Below are 18,832 nucleotides of genomic sequence, written 5' to 3'. Positions count from 1 at the left end.
GCCGCTACACTGACTTCTCTTCGTCGCCTACTTGGCAGCGACCACCTGCAGGGTGATGACGGCCGAGAGGTCGTCGTGCAGACGCACGGTCGCCTCGTGGTCGCCGACGACCTTGATCGCGTTGGGGAGCTCGATCTTGCGCTTGTCGAGCTCGCCGATGCCCGCCGCCTTGACGGCGTCGGCGACATCGCCGGTCTTGACGGAGCCGAACAGACGACCCTCGCGGCCGGCCTTGACGACCAGCTTGACCTTGGTCGCCTCGAGCTTGGCCTTGAGGTCCTGGGCCTGCTCGACGGTGTGCAGCTCACGAGCGGCGCGAGCCGCCTTGATCTGCTCGACCTGCTTCTCGCCACCGCGCGACCACGCGATCGCGAAGCCCTGCGGGACGAGGTAGTTGCGCGCGTAGCCGTTCTTGACGTCGACGACGTCACCGGCCGAGCCGAGGCCAGTGACCTCGTGCGTCAGAATAACTTTCGACATGGGGGGATCTCCTTAACGGCCCGAGCCGGCGTAGGGGAGAAGTGCCATCTCGCGCGCGTTCTTGACTGCGCGGGCGATCAGGCGCTGCTCCTGGACGGAGACACCGGTGATGCGGCGGGCGCGGATCTTTCCACGCTCCGAGATGAACTTGCGCAGGGTTGCGACGTCCTTGTAGTCAATGACTCCGACGCGAACGGACTTCGCGGGGGCGGCGTTCTTGCCGTCCTTGCCCTTGCGGATCGGCTTGCGGCGGTCGCCGCTCGACTTTCCAGCCATGATTTCCTTTGCTTTCTGCCCGCCCCGGCCGCGCCGGGAGGGCTGATGAATGTAAGAGGGCCCTTAGAAGGGGGTCTCGTCGTTGTAGGAACCCGGAGTGTTCCAGACGTCGGCGCCCGCGGACGGGTCCGCGGGGGCGGAGGCGGCCCAGGGCTCTTCGACGGCGGCAGGAGCGCCTCCACCGAATCCACCCGGTGCGCGACCGGACGACTGAGCACGGGTCACCTGAGCGGTGGCGTAGCGCAGCGACGGCCCGATCTCATCGATCTCGAGCTCGATCGAGGTGCGCTTCTCGCCTTCCTTCGTCTCGTAGGAGCGCTGCTTGAGCCGCCCCTGAGCGATGACACGGGACCCCTTGGTCAGCGAGCCCGCGACGTGCTCGGCGAATTCACGCCAGACGCTCGCCCGGAGGAACAGGGCCTCACCGTCCTTCCAGTCGTTCGCCTGACGGTCGAACGTGCGCGGAGTGGACGCGATGGTGAAGTTGGCGACGGCCAGCCCGTTCTGCGTGTAACGCAGCTCGGGGTCGGCCGTGAGGTTGCCCACCACGGTGATGACGGTCTCGCCGGCCATGGGACTAGGCGCCGGCCTTCTCGGTGCCGGCGGAGGCGGCCTTGCGGGCAGCCTTCTCGTCGGCGCGCTTCTGAGCGGCGGCGACCTGAGCGATCGCCTCCTCAGCGCGGAGGACCTTGGTGCGCATGACGGCCTCGCTGAGCTTCAGCTGGCGGTCGAGCTCCTTGGTGGTGTCACCGGTCGCGGTCAGCTGAACGACCGCGTAGATGCCCTCGGACTTCTTGTTGATCTCGTAAGCCAGGCGACGGCGACCCCAGATGTCGACGCTGTCGATGGTTCCACCGTCGTTGCGAACGACATTGAGGAACTTGTCAAGGCTGGGAGCAACGGTGCGCTCATCGATCTCTGGATCGAGGATGACCATCAGCTCGTACTGATGCATGACTAACCCACCTCCCTTGGTCTCAGCGGCTGCAGACGTTCTGCAGCAGGAGGGTTGTACATCGGTTGTGCGGGCAGAGTTCTGCCCAGGCAACTTTCCAATGGTACCGGACGGGGCAGGAACACGCCAGCCGGGAGCGTGGGCGACGGTGGCGGGGGAGTCGAGGAGGTTCGTCATGCCCTCAGCATCGCCGCCGCGTCACGAGCTCGTGCGGGTGCGCGAAGATCCGTGGAGAACTCGACGCAGCCGTGTTCTGTGGAGGGCTCAGAGCCTCAGCGTTCCGCCCACCACGCGAGCAGGCGGCGCGTCGCCTCCTCTTCGCCCAGCGGACCCTCGTCGAGCCGCAGCTCCAGGAGGAACTTCATCGCCTGCCCGACCTCGCGCCCGGGCGCGATCCCCAGGATGCTCATGACCTGCTGACCGTCGAGATCCGGACGCACCGCGTCCAGCTCCTCCTGCTCCTGGAGCTCGCGGATGCGCTGCTCGAGGTCGTCGTAGGCGAAGCCCAGCCGGTCGGCCTTGCGCCGGTTGCGGGTCGTCACGTCAGCCCTGGTGAGCATGTGGAGGCGCTCGAGCTGCGCCCCGGCGTCACGCACGTAGCGGCGAACGGCCGAGTCGGTCCAGCTCGCGTCGGCGTAGCCGAAGAAACGGAGGTGCAGCTCGATCAGGCGCGCGACGGCCTCGACGGTGGCCTTGTCGAAGCGGAGCGCGGTCAGCCTCTTCTTGGCCAGCTTCGCCCCGACGACGTCGTGGTGGTAGAAGCTGACGGCGCCCCCCGGCTCGAAGCGGCGCGTGGCTGGCTTGCCGATGTCGTGGAGGATGGCGGCGAGACGCAGCACGAGGTCGGGCGCCTCGCCCGGGTGCCGCTCCTTCTCGTAGCCGATGGCCTGCTCCAGCACGGTGAGGCTGTGCTGGTAGACGTCCTTGTGATGGTGGTGCTCGTCGACCTCGAGCCGCAGCGCCGGCACCTCGGGCAGCACCTCGTCGGCGAGCCCCGTCTGCACCAGGAGTTCGATGCCGGGCCGCGGGTCGTCGGCGCACAACAGCTTGGTGAGCTCGTCGCGCACGCGCTCCGCGCTGACGATGCGGATGCGCTCGGCCATCCGCGTCATCGCGTCGACCGTCGCGTCGTCCACCGCGAAGCCGAGCTGCGCGGCGAAGCGCGCGGCCCGCAGCATCCGGAGCGGGTCGTCCCCGAACGAGATCTCGGGGCTCGACGGGGTGGTGATGATCCGCTCCATGAGGTGCTCGACCCCGCCCGACGGATCGACGAGACGCACCTCCGGCACCCGCAGGGCGAGCGCGTTCACGGTGAAATCGCGGCGCAGGAGGTCGCCCTCGAGCGAATCGCCGAAGACGACGTCGGGCTTGCGCGTCTCGCCGTCGTAGCTGTCGCTGCGATAGGTCGTGATCTCGACCGTGTCGTCCCCGAAGCGGGCGCCGATCGTTCCGAACTGACGACCGATGTCCCACACCGCGTCCGCGTGGGGGGAGAGGACCTTCAGGATGTCGTCGGGGCGGGCGTCCGTGGTGAAGTCGAGGTCGTGCACGGCGCGCCCGAGCAGGGCGTCGCGCACGGGGCCGCCGACGAGCGAGAGCTCGTAGCCCGCCGCCGCGAAGAGGGAGGCGACTCGGGCGACCGTGGGCGATGCCGCGAGGTCGCCGAGACGTTCGAGGGATTCGGCGACGCTCTGCATGGTCATCCAGTTTACGGGCGTGCTCGCCGGCCTCTCAGGGGGTGGCATCTAGAATCGTCGTCATGGAGGCCGAGCCGGGATCGCGCGTCGTCGCATGAGCGCAGCCGACCCCACCCTCCTCCGGGGTGCCCGTCACCGGCGTGCGACCGGGCGCGTCGCGATCGTGATCGCCGCGTTCGCGGGCGCGATCGCACTGCTCGCCGGGACTCCGGCAGCGGCCACAGCCGCCACGACCGCGAAGGAACCCGCGGCGCTGACGGTCGCCGCAGCCGACTCCGACTCCGGGCTCACGGCGAGCGTCACGACCGACAACGCGGGCGTGCTGGCGACCGGTCAAGACCTCACTGTCTCGGTCACCGTCTCCAACCCGACGGATTCGCCCGTCACCACGGGGTCGGTGTCGGTCTGGTTCGATCCGCGCCCGATGACCTCCCGCGGCGCGCTCACGGACTGGCTCGGCTCTGCGGACCCGGTCGCCGGAGCGACGGCTCTCGGGGAGGCGACCCTCCCGCTGCTCGAGAGCGGGACCAGCACGGTCGTGCGCGTCACCGTCCCCGCCGCGGCCGTCCCGTTCGGCACGCGTCCGGACTCGGCGGTCTTCGGGATCGGCGCGACGGTCACGACGGGGGACGATCACACCGACGCCCGCGGATCCGTGGTCTGGAGTGCGGCCGAGACGGGGACACGATCGAGCGTCGGGGTCGTGATGCCGATCGTGAGCCCCTCCACCTCGGACGGCCTCATCTCCGCGGCCGACCTCGCGACCTACACGGCGCCGAACGGCGTCCTCACCCGCGACCTCGACGGGCTGGAGGGGCACAGCGCGGTCACGCTCGGGATCGACCCGATGATCATCGCGTCGATCCGCGCCCTCGGGAATGCCGCGCCGCCCACCGCCGTGGACTGGCTGAGCCGTCTGGCGATCCTCCCCAACGAAACCTTCTCACTCGGTTACGCCGATGCCGATCCGACCGGTCAGATCCAGGCGGGCACGACCGCCCCCCTCGCACCGACCTCCTTCGTCTACGCCATCGACCCGAAGAACTTCTCCCCGACGCCGACCTCGATCGGCGAGCCCGTCGCCCCCGCCACGACGGCGACCTCCGGCGGAACGGCCCCCACCCCGACGCCGACCCCGACCTCGGGGCCGACGCTCCCGACCCTCGCGGGCCTGACCGCCTGGGACTTCTCGCTCGAGGGCATCGCGTGGCCGGGTGACAAGACGGCCCGCGCGGCCGACCTCGCACCGCTCGCCGCGGCCGGCCTCTCGACCGTGATCGTCTCCGGGGACAACACCAACGCGGCCGATCTGGACTCCACGCCCAACGCTGCCGTGACGTCGGCGGGCAGCAGCGTGGTCGCGTCGGACCAGAGACTCTCCGACGCGCTGCGTTCGGCGATCTCCGCGCCGAGCGACGTCGCCTGGAACACCGCCATGGGCAAGCTCAACGCCCAGCTGCAGCTGATCACCGCCGAGGGAGGCGACACGCGGCACCTGCTCATCGGCCTCGACCGCTCGTGGCCGTCGAGCGGCACCCAGCTCAAGCGCACCCTCGACGCGCTGTTCTCGTCGCCGTGGGCGACGCCCTCGACGCTGGTCTCCGTGAAGTCGGCGTCGCCGACGAGCGGACTCACGCTCACCGACGCTCCCGAGTCCCAGACGCGCATCGACTCGATCCGCGCGCTGCTCGCCGACGAGACCTCGCTCGGCGCCTTCTCGTCGGTTCTGGACGCACCCGAGACGCTCACCGGCCGGGTGCGCGCCCAGCTGCTGACCCTCCTCGCCGTGTCGTGGCAGAACCCCCGCACGGACTGGTCGGCCGCGGTCGCCGAGTCCCAGAAGTCGACGGTGAAGACGCTCCACTCCATCCGCATCCTGCCGACCGAGAACATCAACCTCGTCAGCGCGCAGGGATCCATCCCGTTCACGGTCAGCAACGAGCTCACCGGCGAGGCGGCGACCATCGCCCTCACCGCGGCGCCCTCGAACAGCCGCCTCGAGATCGACGACACCGCGACGAAGCGCATCCCGCAGGACTCCCGGGCGACGGTGCTCGTCCCGGTCAAGGCCAAGGTGGGCAACGGGCAGGTCGTGCTGTCGCTGCGTCTCTACAGCCCCACCGGCGTCCCGATCGGGGACCCGACCTCGGTCACCGTGGATGTGCACGCCGATTGGGAGGGTATCGGCGCCCTCATCCTGGGCGTCCTGCTCGTGCTGCTGTTCGGCTTCGGCATCGTGCGCAACATCCTGCGCCGCCGGCGGGAGCGGCAGGAGGGCGACGGGGAGGCTCCGGCCGAGACGGCGGACGAGGGCGCGGTCGCCGACGCCTCCACCACAGAGCCCGCCGAGACCGCCGACACCGGCGCCGCACCGCCCGCCGATCCACCCGCACCCGCCGCACCCGCCGGACCCACCGCACCACCCGACCCGCCGGCACCGGAGGACGGCCCGCGTGGCTAGCATCGGGCGCGCCAGCGCCATGCTCGCCTCGGGGACCTTCGTCTCGCGCATCCTCGGGTTCGCGAAGGCGTGGCTGCTGGTGCAGGCCATCGGCGCCATCAGCATCGCGGCCAACGCCTACGGCACGGCCACGAACCTGCCCAACAGCCTGTACGCGATCATCGCCCAGGGCATCCTGAACGCCATCCTGGTGCCGCAGATCGTGCGGGCCTCGGTCAATGCGGACGGCGGCCGGGCGTACATCAACAAGCTCGTCACGCTCGGGATGGTCGTGTTCGCGGGCGTCGCGCTCGTCGCGACCCTGGGCGCCCCGCTCCTGATCAGCCTGTACGGCCTCCACCAGGACCAGGTGCAGCTCGCGACGGCGTTCGCCTACTGGTCGCTGCCCCAGATCTTCTTCCTCGGCCTCTACACCCTGCTCGGCGAAGTGCTCAACGCGCGCAAGTCGTTCGGCCCGTTCACCTGGGCGCCCGTGCTGAACAACGTGGTGGCCATCGTCATGCTCGGCGTCTTCATCCTGCTGTTCGGGGCGTACTCGAAGTCGGGCAACCCGCACGGCAGCTGGTCGTTCGGGATGATCGCGCTCCTAGCGGGCGGTGCGACGCTGGGCATCGCCGTGCAGGCCCTCGTGCTCTTCCTGTTCTGGCGCCGGATCGGGCTGAAGTTCCGATTCGACTTCGGCTGGCGCGGCGTCAACCTGGGGAGCGCGGGCAAGGCCGCCGGCTGGACGTTCGGGATGCTCATCGCGACCCAGATCGCCGGCGTCATCGAGATGAACGTCTCCAACTCGGCCGGTCCGGACTTCGCGGGATCGTTCGTCATGAACAACGCGTGGCTGATCTTCATGCTCCCGCACGGCATCATCGCGGTGTCGATCGTGACCGCCTACTACACGCGGATGGCCGAGCACGCCCAGCGAGGGGCGGTGGGGGACTTCCGGAGGGACTTCTCCAGCGCATCCCGCTCGATCATGTTCCTCATCGTGTTCTCGTCGGCCGCCCTGATCGTCGTCGCCTTCCCGATCGCCCGCGTGTTCACGTCCAGCTACCAGGCGATGGGTCTCGTGCTCATCGCCTACCTCGTCGGACTCGTCCCCTTCTCCCTCGTGTTCATGGCGCAGCGCGCCTTCTACTCGCTGGGCGACACCCGCACCCCGTTCCTGTTCACGCTGGCGCAGGTGGTCGTCATCATCGCCGGCGTGCTCGCCTGCTTCGCCGTCGGCCCCGAGCTGCGTGCGGCCGCTGTGGCCCTCGTCGTGTCGCTCGCGAGCGTCATCCAGGCGGTGCTCGCGTTCGCCCTCCTGCGGCGGCGTGTGGGCGGAGTGGACGGCCGTCGCATCGCGAGCGGACTGTGGCGGTTCCTGCTGGCCGGTCTCGCCGCCATGATCGCCGGCGCGGGATTCCTCGTACTGCTCGGGGGAGTGGAGCCGGGAGCGTTCCCGGTGAGCGGCATCGTGGGGGCGGTCGTGTCGTCCGCGATCGTGGGCGTCGTCATGCTCATCGTGTACGTCGGATTCCTCGCGATCTTCCGCTCCAGCGATCTGGAAGCGGGAGTCGGACCAATCCTCGAGCGGCTTCGGCGCCGAACTCCACACAGCGGGTGACACGGAATACCATCCGCCTAGGATGTGTTCTACACGTCGGTGCCTCCGGTCCCGGGGGCACTGCAGACAGTCAAGGAGTTCCGCCGTGCGGCAGATCATCATCATCGGTTCCGGCCCTGCCGGTTACACCGCGGCCATCTATGCGGCCCGCGCCAACCTGAAGCCGCTGCTGATCGCCTCCTCCGTCGAGGCCGGCGGTGAGCTGATGAACACCACCGAGGTCGAGAACTTCCCCGGATTCCCCGACGGGATCATGGGCCCCGACCTCATGTTCAAGATGCAGGCCCAGGCTGAGAAGTTCGGCACGGAGGTCGTGCTCGACGACGTCGTCTCGGTCGACCTGACGGGCGAGGTCAAGACCGTCACGCTCGGCTCCGGTGCCGTGCACGAGGCCCTGTCCGTGATCTTCGCCACCGGTTCCGCGTACCGCAAGCTGGGCCTGGAGGACGAGGAGCGTCTGTCCGGCCACGGTGTCTCGTGGTGCGCCACCTGCGACGGGTTCTTCTTCCGCGAGCGCACGATCGCCGTCGTCGGCGGCGGCGACTCCGCGATGGAGGAGGCCAACTTCCTCACCCGCTTCGCGGACAAGGTGTACGTCATCCACCGTCGCGACAGCCTCCGCGCCTCCAAGATCATGCAGGACCGCGCGTTCGCCAACGAGAAGATCGAGTTCGTCTGGAACTCGGAGGTCGTCGGCATCGGCGGCAGCGAGCAGGTGCAGCACGTGAAGCTGCGCAACCTCGAGACCGGCGCGGAGAGCGAGCTGGAGCTCCAGGGCCTCTTCATCGCGATCGGCAACGACCCCCGCGTCCACCTCGTCCACGGTCAGCTCGACCTCACGGCCGAGGGCACCATCGCGGTCGACGGGCGCACGTCGAAGACCAACCTCCCCGGCGTCTTCGCCGCGGGCGACGTGATCGACCCGACCTACCGTCAGGCCGTCACGGCTGCGGCGTCGGGGACCGTCGCCGCACTCGACGCGGAGCACTTCCTCGCGTCGCTCCCCCAGAACCTGCTGGAGAAGGCGGTCGAGCCCGCCTCCAGCGACCTTTCACTCTCGACCACCGTCTAAGGAGAAACAGACAATGTCAGCAGCACGTTCGGTCACGGACGCGACGTTCGAGCAGGACGTCCTCAACAACGAGAAGACCATCCTCGTGGACTTCTGGGCAGAGTGGTGCGGCCCGTGTCGCGCCGTCGGCCCGATCCTCGACCAGATCGCGGCGGAGCACTCCGACAAGATCGAGATCGTCAAGCTCAATGTCGACGAGAACCCGCAGACCGCTGCGAAGTACCAGATCACCTCCATCCCCGCGATGAAGGTCTACCAGGGCGGAGAGGTCGTCAAGACCGTCATCGGCGCCAAGCCGAAGCCCGCTCTCGAAGCCGACCTGGCCGCCTACCTCGCGTAGCCGACCAGCCTCTTCGCAGACCCGTCCGGCGCTCACCCGCCGGGCGGGTCTTTTTCGTATCCGCCGCACCCCGTGGATTTTCCGCAGGGCGCACCACCCAAATAGCATGACTAAACGCCACTAGAAATGGAATGACTCGTGACCGAACAGGGCATCCCGCCGCAGCGGGGCAACAATCTGGACCCGTGGTACAGCCACTACGCGCAGCGCACCAGCGGCCTGGCCGCCAGTGAGGTCCGAGCCCTGTTCGCCGTCGCCAGCCGCCCCGAGGTGGTCTCGCTGGCCGGTGGCATGCCCTACGTCGCCGCACTGCCGGAGGATCTCGTCGTCGGGGCGATGGATCGCGTCATGCGCGAGCAGGGCCCCGTCGCCCTCCAGTACGGTTCCGGTCAGGGCGTCCCGGCGCTGCGCGAGCAGATCCTCGATGTGATGGCACTGGAGGGCATCAGCGGCAGCGCGGACGACGTCGTCATCACGACGGGGTCGCAGCACGCGTTGGAGCTCTTCAGCAAGCTCTTCATCGATCCGGGAGACGTCGTCCTCGCCGAGGGGCCGAGCTACGTCACCGCGATGGTCATCTTCCGGTCGTACCAGGCCGAGGTCGACCACGTGCCGATGGACGAGCACGGGCTCATCCCGCAGGCGCTGCGCGAGCACATCGCACGCCTGAAGACCGCGGGACGCCGGGTGAAGTTCCTCTACACGGTGCCGACGTTCCACAACCCCGCCGGCGTGACGCTGTCGTGGGAGCGCCGCCTCGAGATCCTCGAGATCGCGCGGGAGAACGACATCCTGGTGCTCGAGGACAACCCGTACGGCCTGCTCTACTTCGGCGAGCGTCCGCCGGCGGCGATGCGCTCGGTCGAGAAGGAGGGCGTCGTCTACCTCGGCACGTTCTCGAAGACGCTCGCCCCCGGGTTCCGGGTGGGCTGGGCTCTCGCGCCGCACGCCATCCGGGAGAAGCTCATCCTGGCCAACGAGGCCGCGGTGCTGAGCCCGAGCTCGTTCAGCCAGCTGGTGATTTCGGAGTACCTGCGCGACGCCGACTGGAAGGGTCAGATCGACACGTTCCGCGGGGTGTACCGGGAGCGCAAGGAGGCGATGATCTCCGCGCTGGAGGAGCACCTGCCCGAGCTGAGCTGGACGAATCCCAACGGCGGCTTCTACGTCTGGCTGACCCTGCCGTCGCACCTCGACTCGAAGGCGATGCTCCCGCGCGCCGTCACCGAGCTCGTCGCCTACACGCCCGGCACCGCCTTCTACGCCGACGGGTCGGGTGCCCAGAACATCCGCCTCTCGTTCTGCTATCCGACCCCGGAGAACATCCGGGTCGGGATCCGCCGACTCGCCAATGTGATCAACGGCGAACAGGATCTGCTCGACACCTTCGCCGGCACCGGCCCGCTCACCGCAGCGCGCACCAACCGGACCAGCGCCAACCCGCCGACCGACCTGCGCTGAGCGCACGCAGAACGAGAAAGAGCTGATCATGGCAGAAAAAGAAGCCTCCGAAGCCCTGGAGATCGTCGTGCTCGCCGGGGGGATCTCGCACGAGCGGGACATCTCGCTGCGCAGCGGACGCCGGGTCGCGGACGGGCTCAACTCCCTCGGCCACCGGGTGAGCGTCCGCGAGCCGGACAGCGCTCTGCTCGGGTTCCTGACCGAGTCGCGCCCGGATGTCGTCTGGCCGGCCCTGCACGGGGCGAGCGGCGAGGACGGCGCGCTGCGTGCGCTCCTCGAGCTCACCGGCATCCCGTTCGTCGGCTCCCGCACCGACGCGTCCCGCCTGGCGTGGTCCAAGCCCACCGCGAAGACGGTGGTCGCGCGCGCCGGCGTCTCGACCCCGGATGCTGTGACGCTGCCCAAGGAGACCTTCCGGGAGCTCGGGGCCAACAGCGTGCTGGCCACGATCATCGAGGGTCTCGGGATGCCCGTGGTCGTCAAGCCCGCTCAGGGCGGCTCGGCGCAGGGCGTCACGATCGTCACGACCGCGGAGGAGCTTCCGCGCGCGATGGTGGACGCCTACACGTACTCCGAGGTCGCGCTCATCGAGCGCAAGGTCGAGGGTGTGGAGGTGTCGGTCGCCGTGATCGACACCGGTGACGGCGCCGAGGCGCTGCCCGCGGTGGAGATCGAGCCGGTCGACGGCGAGTACACCTTCGATGCGCGGTACAACGCGGGGGAGACCCGTTTCTACGTGCCGGCCCGGCTGTCCGCGGAGGTCGCCGAGGCCGTCGCCCAGGCCGCCTCCACCGCCCACACCGCGCTGGGCCTGCGGCATCTCTCGCGTATCGACCTGATCGTCGACGACGCGGGCGTGCCGTGGTTCCTGGAGGCGAACGTGCTCCCGGGGCTGACGGAGACCTCGATCATGCCGCAGGCGATCGCCGCATCGGGCCGCGATCTCGGCGACGTGTACGCCGCCCTCGCGGTCGCCGCGATCGCCGAGGGATAGCCTCCCGCGCCCGTACTCCGGGCGGATCGGCCGGCCCGCTGCCTCAGCTGTAGCTGGGCTGGCCGATCTCGTCGAGGATGCGGTTGAGGTCCTGGATGGTGGCGAAGTCCACCACGATCTGGCCCTTGCGCGCGCCGAGCGTGATCTTGACGCGGGTGTTCAGGCGGTCGCCGAGCTTCTCCGCGATCTCGTCCAGGTGTCCCCGGTGCTTGCCGGGTGTCGCTTTCGAGCGCGCGGGCTTGGGGGCCTTGCTCGCGACGGCCTCCGCGGCGCGCACCGAGAGGTCCTCGTTGACGATCTTGTCGGCGAGCTTCACCATCGCCTCCTCGCCCTCACCGAGGGAGAGGATCGCACGAGCGTGGCCGGCGCTGAGGACTCCCGCCGCCACGCGGCTCTGGACCGGGGCCGGCAGCTTCAGGAGGCGGATCGTGTTCGTGATCTGGGGGCGCGAGCGTCCGATCCGGGTCGCCAGCTCCTCCTGGGTGATGCCGAAGTCCGCGAGGAGCTGCTGGTAGGCCGACGCTTCTTCGAGCGGGTTCAGCTGCGAGCGGTGCAGGTTCTCGAGCAGGGCATCGCGGAGCATCGCGTCGTCGGCGGTGTCTTTGATGACCGCCGGGATGTTGGCGAGGCCGAGCTCCTTCGTGGCGCGCAGGCGGCGCTCGCCCATGATGAGCTCGTACTTGTCGGTCTGCCCGGCGAGCGGACGCACGACCACCGGCTGCAGCACACCCACCTCCCGGATGCTCGCGACCAGCTCTTCGAGCGCCTCCTGATCGAACTCGGTGCGCGGCTGCACGGGGTTCGGCACGATGTCGGCGGGGGAGAGGTACGCCAGGCGGGCACCGGGCACGGCGACGAGCTCCTCGGCCGCGGGCGCGCTCGAGTCCGGGAAGAACACATCGACGGGTCGCGCGGCCTGGTCGGACGTGGGGATGAGGGCTCCGATGCCGCGGCCCAGTCCGGTGCGCTTCGCTGCCATTAGCGGGGTACTCCTCTTCGTGCGATTTCGGCGGCCGCCTCGAGGTAGGAGAGGGAGCCGGACGAGTTGGCGTCGTAGCTGATGACGCTCTGGCCGTAGCTCGGGGCCTCCGAGATGCGGACCGAGCGCGGGATGATGGTGTCGAGCACCTCGTCGGGGAAGTGGTCCCGCACGTCAGCGGCGACCTGGTGCGCGAGGTTGGTGCGCGAGTCGTACATCGTCAGCAGGATCGTCGAGACCCGGAGCTTCGGGTTCAGGTGACGCTCGATCAGCTGGATGTTCTTCAGCAGCTGGCTGAGGCCCTCCAGCGCGTAGTACTCGCACTGGATCGGGATCAGCACCTCGGTCGCCGCCACGAAGGCGTTGATCGTCAGGAGGCCCAGCGAGGGCGGGCAGTCGATCAGGACGTAGTCGATGTCGTACTCGTCGAGGAACTGCTTGAGCGCGCGCTCCAGGCGCTGCTCGCGGGCGACCATCGAGACCAGCTCGATCTCGGCGCCGGCGAGGTCGATCGTCGCGGGGATCACGAACAGCCCGTCGAACTCGGGGCTCTTCTGGATGACCTCCTCCAGCTCCTTGTCGTTCACGATCACGTCGTAGACGCTCGGAGTCCCCTCACGGTGCTCCACACTCAGCGCCGTCGACGCATTCCCCTGCGGGTCCAGGTCGATCACCAGGACGCGCGCGCCCGATTTCGCCAGTGCGGCGGAGAGATTGACCACCGTGGTGGTCTTGCCGACGCCGCCCTTCTGATTGGAGATCGTGAACACGCGCGTACGCGAAGGAAGGGGAAGGGTTGTTGCAGCGATCGCTTGCCTCCTGCGCGCCAGATCCTCGATCTCCCGAGCCAGAGGGGTCGATTCATCGAACGCGGGCTTCTCCGCCTCGATGGACGGATCCTGGTCCGGTTGTTTCACGTGAAACCTCGTCGCTCGATCTGGTGCTGGCACCGGTCTGGTCGGGTCGGCGCCGTCCGAAAGCGCCTCGTTCCAACTCTAGCTTGCGCATCTGACGCGTCCTTCGGATCCGGGGGTGCGATGGGGAATCGGGGGAGGTTTCGGAGGGGGCAGGTTGGTGCGGCTAGTGGGGGCGGCCCGGGGAGGCCGGCACTTGAAACGGGACGGCATGTGGCCCGGCGGCGATGTTGTGGGCGGCGAAGTGGTCGAAGCTGTGCGCTGGGCGGAGGGCCACTGCACGGGGCGGGGCCGAGAGCGGTGGCGATGGCTTGGAATGCGGGCTGGATGGCACCGGAAGTCGTTGGGCTCGGAACCTCGGTGCGGCCAACCTCGAGAACGTTTCACGTGACTATGCGGGGCGACTCGGAGGGCTGTCGCTCGGCGGCGCGAGTGTGTTTGCCCTGCTCGCGGACACAGGAGAGAGCAGGCCCGGCAGGACACACGTACGGGCTGGCGTCGGCAAGCGACCCAAATCCGGGTTCGATGCCGCCCACGCAGGGGTTCGGCGTGGTCCTACTTCGAGACAATCGATCACGCGATGCAGCGGCTGGTGGGCCGCGGGGCGAAACCCCGATCAGTTCACAGTCAGGCGCGGTTGGCGCCACGAACCGAGGACCCGGGGAGCCCGGCAGAGCGTGAACACCCGCGCGCGTCGCTAGCAACGTCCGCGAGATCCGATGTCGCCAAACAGAGGAACTCGGCACGGTCGCACTCTGTGACGAGAGTTCTCGTAAAGCCGCGTGCTGCGGGCTGTGGGCTGCGGGACGAAGCTTCGCGTGTTCTCCTGTCGCACCAGGCTGGTGCCGGGGACCCGGCATCGGTGCCCGCGAGAGCCAGAAGGATGGAAGCCCCCAGCCAACGACGCGCCCACCGCACCAGCCGGCAGCCCAGTCTCGAGCGATCGTTTCACGTGAAACGGCGTGCTTCGGATCGCGGGACTGAGGCCCCCGCTGGACCGATGCCAGACACCCCCGGAGTCGAACACCCGGGGCGGCGGGCCTGACCAGGATGCGGGATATCGGCAGGCACGCGCTATCAGCCAGCGGCCCAGCAGCGTCCGATCGCCCCCACCACAGGCGTACAGCCCACCCGGTCGCGGGCCACCGTTTCACGTGAAACGGCGGGCTGCGGACCACGGAGCCTAGGCCGTGGGCAGACCGAGGCCAGATGCTCCCGCTGCCGCGCACCGGGGAGGACGGGGCTGTGCAGGACTTGACCACGCTTCTGGCCTCGGCCGTCGCCGCCAGTCGGGGTAGTGGCGCTAGAACAGGAGCACGGGGATTCCCCGGCCGGAGCAACCGTTTCACGTGAAACGGTGCTCTGGGGCCTCGGAGCTCAGAACACGACGGCCCCATGTCGGAATCAGTCGGCGCCACTAGCTGCGGCCGTTGGACTGGGGCCGGGCGGGCTGCCAACACACGCGCGGTGTCGGGCCCGCGACGCTGCGCCGGGTCCAATGGCTACCGGCGCGCAAGATCTGTGGGGCAGGCGACGACCACCCTTTCAACTGGAACGATGGTCTGCGAGCCCGAGGCCGAGACCATATGACGCCTCGCCTAGCCCAAGAGCCGAGGACGCGGGCCTGGCCGCGATGCCGGCAGGCTGGTGGTGTCGGTCAGCAACACCTGCAGGGTCCAAGTTGCCTGCAGAACAGGAGTTCGACGCATCTTCGCAGCGGCAAAGATCGTTTCACGTGAAACGGCGCGCCACTGAGCCTGATGGTGGCGACGTCTAGTCAGCGTGCGGGCCAGTGCGGCGTGTGTATCCGCCGTGATCCCGATACCGCGGGAGTCATCGGGCGGCTAACGGCATCGCCCCCGAAGCACCTCGACGCGAATCCACGGTGCGGCGCGCAGGGGCCAGCTCTACATGAAAGGGTGTCGTCGACCGTCCGTGGGAGTGGCGGACTATCGCCGACCGGAGGGCGCGGGTAATCCCGCAAAGAGTCAAGCGCCCACACATGAGCTCGAGCACTATGGACGGGACACGCTGCGAAGACTCACCGGCACACACTCATGGGGGGAGCGCCAGTTGTAATAGCCGCTAGGCCCAGGCCCGTAGAGACCGCCGCTGCCGCCAGCCGGGGCGCACACCGCGAACACCTTCACACCGGGCCACACTGCGGCAGCCCGAACAGCGGGCACCGACGAAAAGCCCCGACCGACGCGGCGGATCTCGTCTGGGTTCATTCAGTCAGGAGGTCACTTGTGGGGAGCGCATGGGGAGCCCGCGACGCCCAGACCCACTCCGAAGCCAGGTGCGAGCCATCCTGATTTACCGCTCCCACACCGTCACTGAGACACTCGCACCACAACCAACCCGGCGCCGGAATCGCCACTTCCGGCGACCGGCGACGCTCTGGCATGCCACGATAGATGCATGCCGAGCGCCGTCCACCTCATCCGAACGTCTGCCCTGAGCGATGTCGCGCAGTACGCGTACGCCGCCACCGCGCCGAAAGATGCGCGTCTCATTTTCCTCGCCGGCGCGTGTCCGCTCGAGTCCGATGGTTCGACCGCCGCGGTGGGCGACTATGCGGGACAGGCTGCGAAGTGCGTCGAGACGATGACGACGGCACTGCATGCGGCTGGTGCGACCCTGACCGATGTGATCAGCACGCGCGTGCTCGTCGCCTCGACTCGGCAGTCCGACCTCGTGGCCGCATGGGACGTCGTGCGTGATGCGTTCGGCGATCATGATGTGCCGAGCACCCTGTTCGGAGTGACCGTTCTCGGATACCAGGATCAGCTCGTGGAGATCGAGGCAGTGGCGGCCGTGGTCGACTGACACCGACCCGACTCGGCCCGACGCAAATCAGCCGGAGCCGAGAAATCGTCGAAAACCCGCGATTTCGGGTCCGAATTCGGCCGAACGGTTCGGCCGAAACAGAGCGGAGAATGGCTCCTGCAGCGCCGAAGCACCCTGCTTCCGCGCTGTCAGAGCCATTCTGCGCTCGACTCGACAACTTCCGTCCGACCGAAAATCCGCCCGAAACGCGCCGAAAACAGAGAAATCGGGAACGGACTCAGCGCACGGAGGCGCGGATGACGCGAGTGACCTCGTCGAGCACACCGTCGCCGAGGGTCTCGACGACGACGTCGTGCACCTTGTACTTGCGCATCTCCTTGGCGGCCGCGTCTACCTCGGCCTGAGCGCCGGCGCCCTTCATGAGGACGAGCTCGCCGCCATCCCGAAGCAGGGGAGCGGTCAGGGGGAGGAGCTTGCGGAACGCGCTGACGGCACGCGCGGTGACCTGGTCGAGAGGAGCGGAGAGCTTGGCCTCCTCGGCGCGGGCGCGCACGACGGAGACGTTCGACAGACCGAGTTCGTCGACCTGCTCGTTGAGCCACGCGATGCGGCGCTCCATCGGCTCGATCAGCACGAAGGAGACGTCCGGGCGCGCGATCGCGAGGACGAGGCCGGGGAGGCCGGCGCCGCTGCCGATATCGCCCACGACTCCGGGGCGGAGCAGGGGGGCGACGATCGCGCAGTTCAGGATGTGACGCGACCACAGCCGGGGGAGTTCGAGCGGGCCGATCAGGCCGCGCTCCTCACCCTGTGCGGCGAGGTTCCCAGTGAACGCTCGCGCAACATCCAGCTGATCCCCGAAGAGGACAGTGGCTGCGGGCGGCTCGGTTTCGAGAGAGTCCGTCACGGTTTCACGTGGAACTAGGCAGCGGTGATGACCGTGTGACGGTCGCGGCCCTCGCCGCGCGAGTTCGACACGAAGCCGCGCTCGGAGACGATGTCGTGCACGAGCTTGCGCTCGTAGGAGGACATCGGGGGCAGGGCGGCCTCGGCAGCGCCCTCCTCGATCCGCACGATGGCACGGGCGACGAGCTGGCCGAGCTCGGCCTGGCGGGCGTCGCGGGAACCGGCGATGTCGAGGATGAGCCGCGAGAATCCGCCGGTCTGGTTCTGCACCGCGAGGCGGGTGAGCTCCTGCAGCGCGGCGACGGTCTCGGGCTTGGCGAGCAGCTGGAGGTTGGTGCCGTCCTCGGCGTTCACCGAGATGTAGGCGCGTCCGTTGCGGGCGTCGATGTCGATGTCGCCGTCGATGTCGGCGATGTCGAGCAGCTCCTCGATGTAGTCGGCGGCGATGTCGCCCTCGCGGTCGAGTTCGCCGGCCGTCGGCTCGGTGGCGGTCGACGCCTCGGCGGCTTCGGTCTCCACGGTGTCCGTCTCGTCGGCGGGGGAGGAGGTGGTCTCGGTCTGCACGTCGGTCATGGCTGTCCCTACTTCTTTCCGGCCTGCTTCTTGGCGCGGTTCTTGCTCACGGGCTGAACGCGCTGAGTCGTAATGGGCTTCTCGGGCTCGGACTCCTGGACGCTCAGCACGATGGAGCCATCCTGAGCGACGAGCTTGCCCTTCTTCGCGAGGCGGGCCTCGCGGGCCTTGGCCGCGTCCGACCCGGGGGTCGGCATGTTGCGGATGACGAGGAACTGCTGGCCCATGGTCCAGATGTTCGAGGTCAGCCAGTAGAACATGACACCGAGCGGGAAGGCGAAGCCCGAGAAGAGGAAGACGAAGGGGAGCAGGTAGAGCAGGATGCGCTGCTGCTTGAACTGCGGGCTCGCCTTGGTCTCCGGCGACATGTTCTTGGAGACGATCTGGAGCTGGGTGAGGAACTGCGAACCGGTCATCAGGACGACCATCACGGCCGCGATGACCATGACGACGACCTGCGGCGGGTGCGCGTTCATCGCACCCTGGAAGCTCTGGTGCAGGGGAGCGACGCCGAACAGGCTCGCGTTTCCGAACTGCACCGCGAGCGTCTCGTTGAGCGGGCCGACGCCTGCCTTGCCGCTCTGGGCGCCGTTCAGCACCTGGAAGAGCGAGAAGAAGATCGGCATCTGCAGCAGCAGCGGGAGGCAGGAGCTGAGCGGGTTGGTGCCCGTCTTCTTGTAGAGCTCCATGGTCTCGCGCGACATCGCCTCGCGGGAGAACTGGTCCTTCTTGCCCTTGTACTTGTCCTGGATCTTCTTCAGCTGCGGCGCGACCTCGAGCATGCGGCGCTGGTTCTTGATCTGGCGCACGAAGATCGGGATGAGGGCGGCGCGGACCACCACGGTGAGTCCCACGATCGACAGCACCCAGGTGAGTCCCGCGGCCGGGTCGAGCCCGATCTGCGAGAACAGCCAGTGGAAGGCGACCAGGATCAGCTCCACGACCCATTTGATGGGCCAGAGGATCGTACCGATGATGTCCATGTCTGCTTGCTAGGCCCTTCTCTGGCTAAAGCTGCTGCCGCCCGTGGCGACGACGAATCCGAACGGAGTGACCCGGTAGCGCTGGCGCTTCTTCACGGGGACGTCATCGACCCCTCCCGCCGCCCACGGATGGCAGCGGATGATGCGGCGCACACCGAGGACGCTCCCGACCACCACACCGTGCTGCTGGATGGCCTGGAGTGTGTAGGCCGAGCACGACGGGTAGTAACGGCAGACGTCTCCGTAGAGCGGCGAGATGACCGCCCGGTACGCCCGCAGGATCAGCACGGCGACGTTCCGCGGAACGAGCAGAACTGCGGTGATCGCGGCGTACATGGACGGACGTTG

General features: G+C 68.5%; 18 protein-coding genes. 7 read left to right on the top strand and 11 right to left on the bottom strand.

The annotated features are described in order from the left end of the window. Positions 1 to 27: 27 nt before the first annotated feature. The 5 genes from rplI to BGO91_RS02470 all read right to left on the bottom strand — a co-directional run bounded on the left by rplI (position 28) and on the right by BGO91_RS02470 (position 3,408). Positions 28 to 480: a 50S ribosomal protein L9 gene (rplI, locus tag BGO91_RS02490; protein ID WP_021763564.1), complete on the bottom strand. Its 453-nt coding sequence runs from the start codon at positions 478 to 480 to the stop codon at positions 28 to 30. A 12-nt stretch (positions 481 to 492) separates the two neighbouring features. Continuing rightward, entirely contained in the window at positions 493 to 756 is a 264-nt protein-coding gene (gene rpsR, locus BGO91_RS02485; protein WP_018189012.1) for a 30S ribosomal protein S18, read from the bottom strand. Positions 757 to 819: 63 nt separating this feature from the next. After that, positions 820 to 1,329, bottom strand: coding sequence for a single-stranded DNA-binding protein (locus BGO91_RS02480; protein ID WP_290471294.1), 510 nt, complete (start codon positions 1,327 to 1,329; stop codon positions 820 to 822). 4 nt (positions 1,330 to 1,333) lie between these two features. Beyond that, complete coding sequence (gene rpsF / locus BGO91_RS02475) at positions 1,334 to 1,711, bottom strand: 30S ribosomal protein S6 (protein WP_290471293.1); 378 nt, start codon at positions 1,709 to 1,711, stop codon at positions 1,334 to 1,336. A gap of 272 nt (positions 1,712 to 1,983) precedes the next feature. Continuing rightward, entirely contained in the window at positions 1,984 to 3,408 is a 1,425-nt protein-coding gene (locus BGO91_RS02470; RefSeq protein WP_290471325.1) for a CCA tRNA nucleotidyltransferase, read from the bottom strand. A gap of 94 nt (positions 3,409 to 3,502) precedes the next feature. Here BGO91_RS02470 and BGO91_RS02465 point away from each other — a divergent pair, with 94 nt between their 5' ends. The 6 genes from BGO91_RS02465 to BGO91_RS02440 all read left to right on the top strand — a co-directional run bounded on the left by BGO91_RS02465 (position 3,503) and on the right by BGO91_RS02440 (position 11,339). After that, entirely contained in the window at positions 3,503 to 5,869 is a 2,367-nt protein-coding gene (locus BGO91_RS02465) for a DUF6049 family protein (protein ID WP_290471292.1), read from the top strand. Continuing rightward, the gene (gene murJ / locus BGO91_RS02460; RefSeq protein WP_290471291.1) at positions 5,862 to 7,472 is read left to right on the top strand and encodes a murein biosynthesis integral membrane protein MurJ; all 1,611 of its coding nucleotides are present in this window, start codon (positions 5,862 to 5,864) and stop codon (positions 7,470 to 7,472) included. The genes BGO91_RS02465 and murJ overlap by 8 nt, the downstream gene beginning before the upstream one ends. A gap of 85 nt (positions 7,473 to 7,557) precedes the next feature. Continuing rightward, positions 7,558 to 8,544, top strand: coding sequence for a thioredoxin-disulfide reductase (gene trxB / locus BGO91_RS02455; protein ID WP_290471290.1), 987 nt, complete (start codon positions 7,558 to 7,560; stop codon positions 8,542 to 8,544). 13 nt (positions 8,545 to 8,557) lie between these two features. After that, positions 8,558 to 8,884, top strand: coding sequence for a thioredoxin (trxA, locus tag BGO91_RS02450; RefSeq protein ID WP_021763557.1), 327 nt, complete (start codon positions 8,558 to 8,560; stop codon positions 8,882 to 8,884). Between the two features lie 138 nt (positions 8,885 to 9,022). Further along, positions 9,023 to 10,345 carry a PLP-dependent aminotransferase family protein gene (locus BGO91_RS02445; protein ID WP_290471289.1) on the top strand — a complete coding sequence of 441 codons (1,323 nt, stop codon included), beginning with the start codon at positions 9,023 to 9,025 and terminating at the stop codon, positions 10,343 to 10,345. Between the two features lie 28 nt (positions 10,346 to 10,373). Then, positions 10,374 to 11,339, top strand: a complete 966-nt coding sequence (locus BGO91_RS02440) for a D-alanine--D-alanine ligase (protein WP_290471288.1) — start codon at positions 10,374 to 10,376, stop codon at positions 11,337 to 11,339. Positions 11,340 to 11,382: 43 nt separating this feature from the next. On the opposite strand, the gene BGO91_RS02435 is transcribed toward BGO91_RS02440, so the two are convergent. Beyond that, positions 11,383 to 12,318, bottom strand: a complete 936-nt coding sequence (locus BGO91_RS02435; RefSeq protein ID WP_290471287.1) for a ParB/RepB/Spo0J family partition protein — start codon at positions 12,316 to 12,318, stop codon at positions 11,383 to 11,385. Beyond that, positions 12,318 to 13,235, bottom strand: a complete 918-nt coding sequence (locus BGO91_RS02430) for an AAA family ATPase (protein WP_290471286.1) — start codon at positions 13,233 to 13,235, stop codon at positions 12,318 to 12,320. The genes BGO91_RS02435 and BGO91_RS02430 overlap by 1 nt, the downstream gene beginning before the upstream one ends. Positions 13,236 to 15,653: 2,418 nt before the next feature. Here BGO91_RS02430 and BGO91_RS02425 point away from each other — a divergent pair. Further along, the gene (locus BGO91_RS02425) at positions 15,654 to 16,061 is read left to right on the top strand and encodes a Rid family hydrolase (protein WP_290471285.1); all 408 of its coding nucleotides are present in this window, start codon (positions 15,654 to 15,656) and stop codon (positions 16,059 to 16,061) included. Between the two features lie 238 nt (positions 16,062 to 16,299). Here the strand turns inward: BGO91_RS02425 and rsmG are convergent, their stop codons facing one another. Genes rsmG through yidD form a run of 4 tightly spaced genes read right to left on the bottom strand, consistent with a single transcriptional unit; the run spans position 16,300 to position 18,820 of the window. After that, positions 16,300 to 16,929, bottom strand: a complete 630-nt coding sequence (gene rsmG, locus BGO91_RS02420) for a 16S rRNA (guanine(527)-N(7))-methyltransferase RsmG (protein ID WP_290471284.1) — start codon at positions 16,927 to 16,929, stop codon at positions 16,300 to 16,302. A 14-nt stretch (positions 16,930 to 16,943) separates the two neighbouring features. After that, positions 16,944 to 17,501 carry a R3H domain-containing nucleic acid-binding protein gene (locus BGO91_RS02415; protein WP_290471283.1) on the bottom strand — a complete coding sequence of 186 codons (558 nt, stop codon included), beginning with the start codon at positions 17,499 to 17,501 and terminating at the stop codon, positions 16,944 to 16,946. An 8-nt stretch (positions 17,502 to 17,509) separates the two neighbouring features. Further along, a complete protein-coding gene (yidC, locus tag BGO91_RS02410; protein WP_290471282.1) occupies positions 17,510 to 18,484 on the bottom strand; it encodes a membrane protein insertase YidC in 975 nt (324 codons plus the stop codon). A 9-nt stretch (positions 18,485 to 18,493) separates the two neighbouring features. After that, a complete protein-coding gene (gene yidD / locus BGO91_RS02405) occupies positions 18,494 to 18,820 on the bottom strand; it encodes a membrane protein insertion efficiency factor YidD (RefSeq protein ID WP_290471281.1) in 327 nt (108 codons plus the stop codon). Between the last annotated feature and the right edge of the window lie 12 nt (positions 18,821 to 18,832).

It is taken from the genome of Leifsonia sp. 71-9, from assembly GCF_001898805.1.
In the GTDB taxonomy this organism is placed as follows: domain Bacteria; phylum Actinomycetota; class Actinomycetes; order Actinomycetales; family Microbacteriaceae; genus Leifsonia.
The sequence above is the reverse complement of the archived record's forward strand: the minus strand, read 5'-3'. Positions and strand labels throughout refer to the sequence as shown.

Excerpts from the sequence above, each read along its gene's own strand:
- BGO91_RS02415 (WP_290471283.1), bottom strand. The coding sequence starts at position 17,501 with ATGACCGACGTGCAGACCGAGACCACCTCCTCCCCCGCCGACGAGACG.
- BGO91_RS02440 (WP_290471288.1), top strand. The coding sequence starts at position 10,374 with ATGGCAGAAAAAGAAGCCTCCGAAGCCCTGGAGATCGTCGTGCTCGCC.
- BGO91_RS02425 (WP_290471285.1), top strand. The coding sequence starts at position 15,654 with ATGCCGAGCGCCGTCCACCTCATCCGAACGTCTGCCCTGAGCGATGTC.
- BGO91_RS02435 (WP_290471287.1), bottom strand. The coding sequence starts at position 12,318 with ATGGCAGCGAAGCGCACCGGACTGGGCCGCGGCATCGGAGCCCTCATC.
- yidC (WP_290471282.1), bottom strand. The coding sequence starts at position 18,484 with ATGGACATCATCGGTACGATCCTCTGGCCCATCAAATGGGTCGTGGAG.
- rpsR (WP_018189012.1), bottom strand. The coding sequence starts at position 756 with ATGGCTGGAAAGTCGAGCGGCGACCGCCGCAAGCCGATCCGCAAGGGC.
- rplI (WP_021763564.1), bottom strand. The coding sequence starts at position 480 with ATGTCGAAAGTTATTCTGACGCACGAGGTCACTGGCCTCGGCTCGGCC.
- BGO91_RS02480 (WP_290471294.1), bottom strand. The coding sequence starts at position 1,329 with ATGGCCGGCGAGACCGTCATCACCGTGGTGGGCAACCTCACGGCCGAC.
- trxA (WP_021763557.1), top strand. The coding sequence starts at position 8,558 with ATGTCAGCAGCACGTTCGGTCACGGACGCGACGTTCGAGCAGGACGTC.
- rpsF (WP_290471293.1), bottom strand. The coding sequence starts at position 1,711 with ATGCATCAGTACGAGCTGATGGTCATCCTCGATCCAGAGATCGATGAG.
- yidD (WP_290471281.1), bottom strand. The coding sequence starts at position 18,820 with ATGTACGCCGCGATCACCGCAGTTCTGCTCGTTCCGCGGAACGTCGCC.
- BGO91_RS02465 (WP_290471292.1), top strand. The coding sequence starts at position 3,503 with ATGAGCGCAGCCGACCCCACCCTCCTCCGGGGTGCCCGTCACCGGCGT.
- BGO91_RS02470 (WP_290471325.1), bottom strand. The coding sequence starts at position 3,408 with ATGCAGAGCGTCGCCGAATCCCTCGAACGTCTCGGCGACCTCGCGGCA.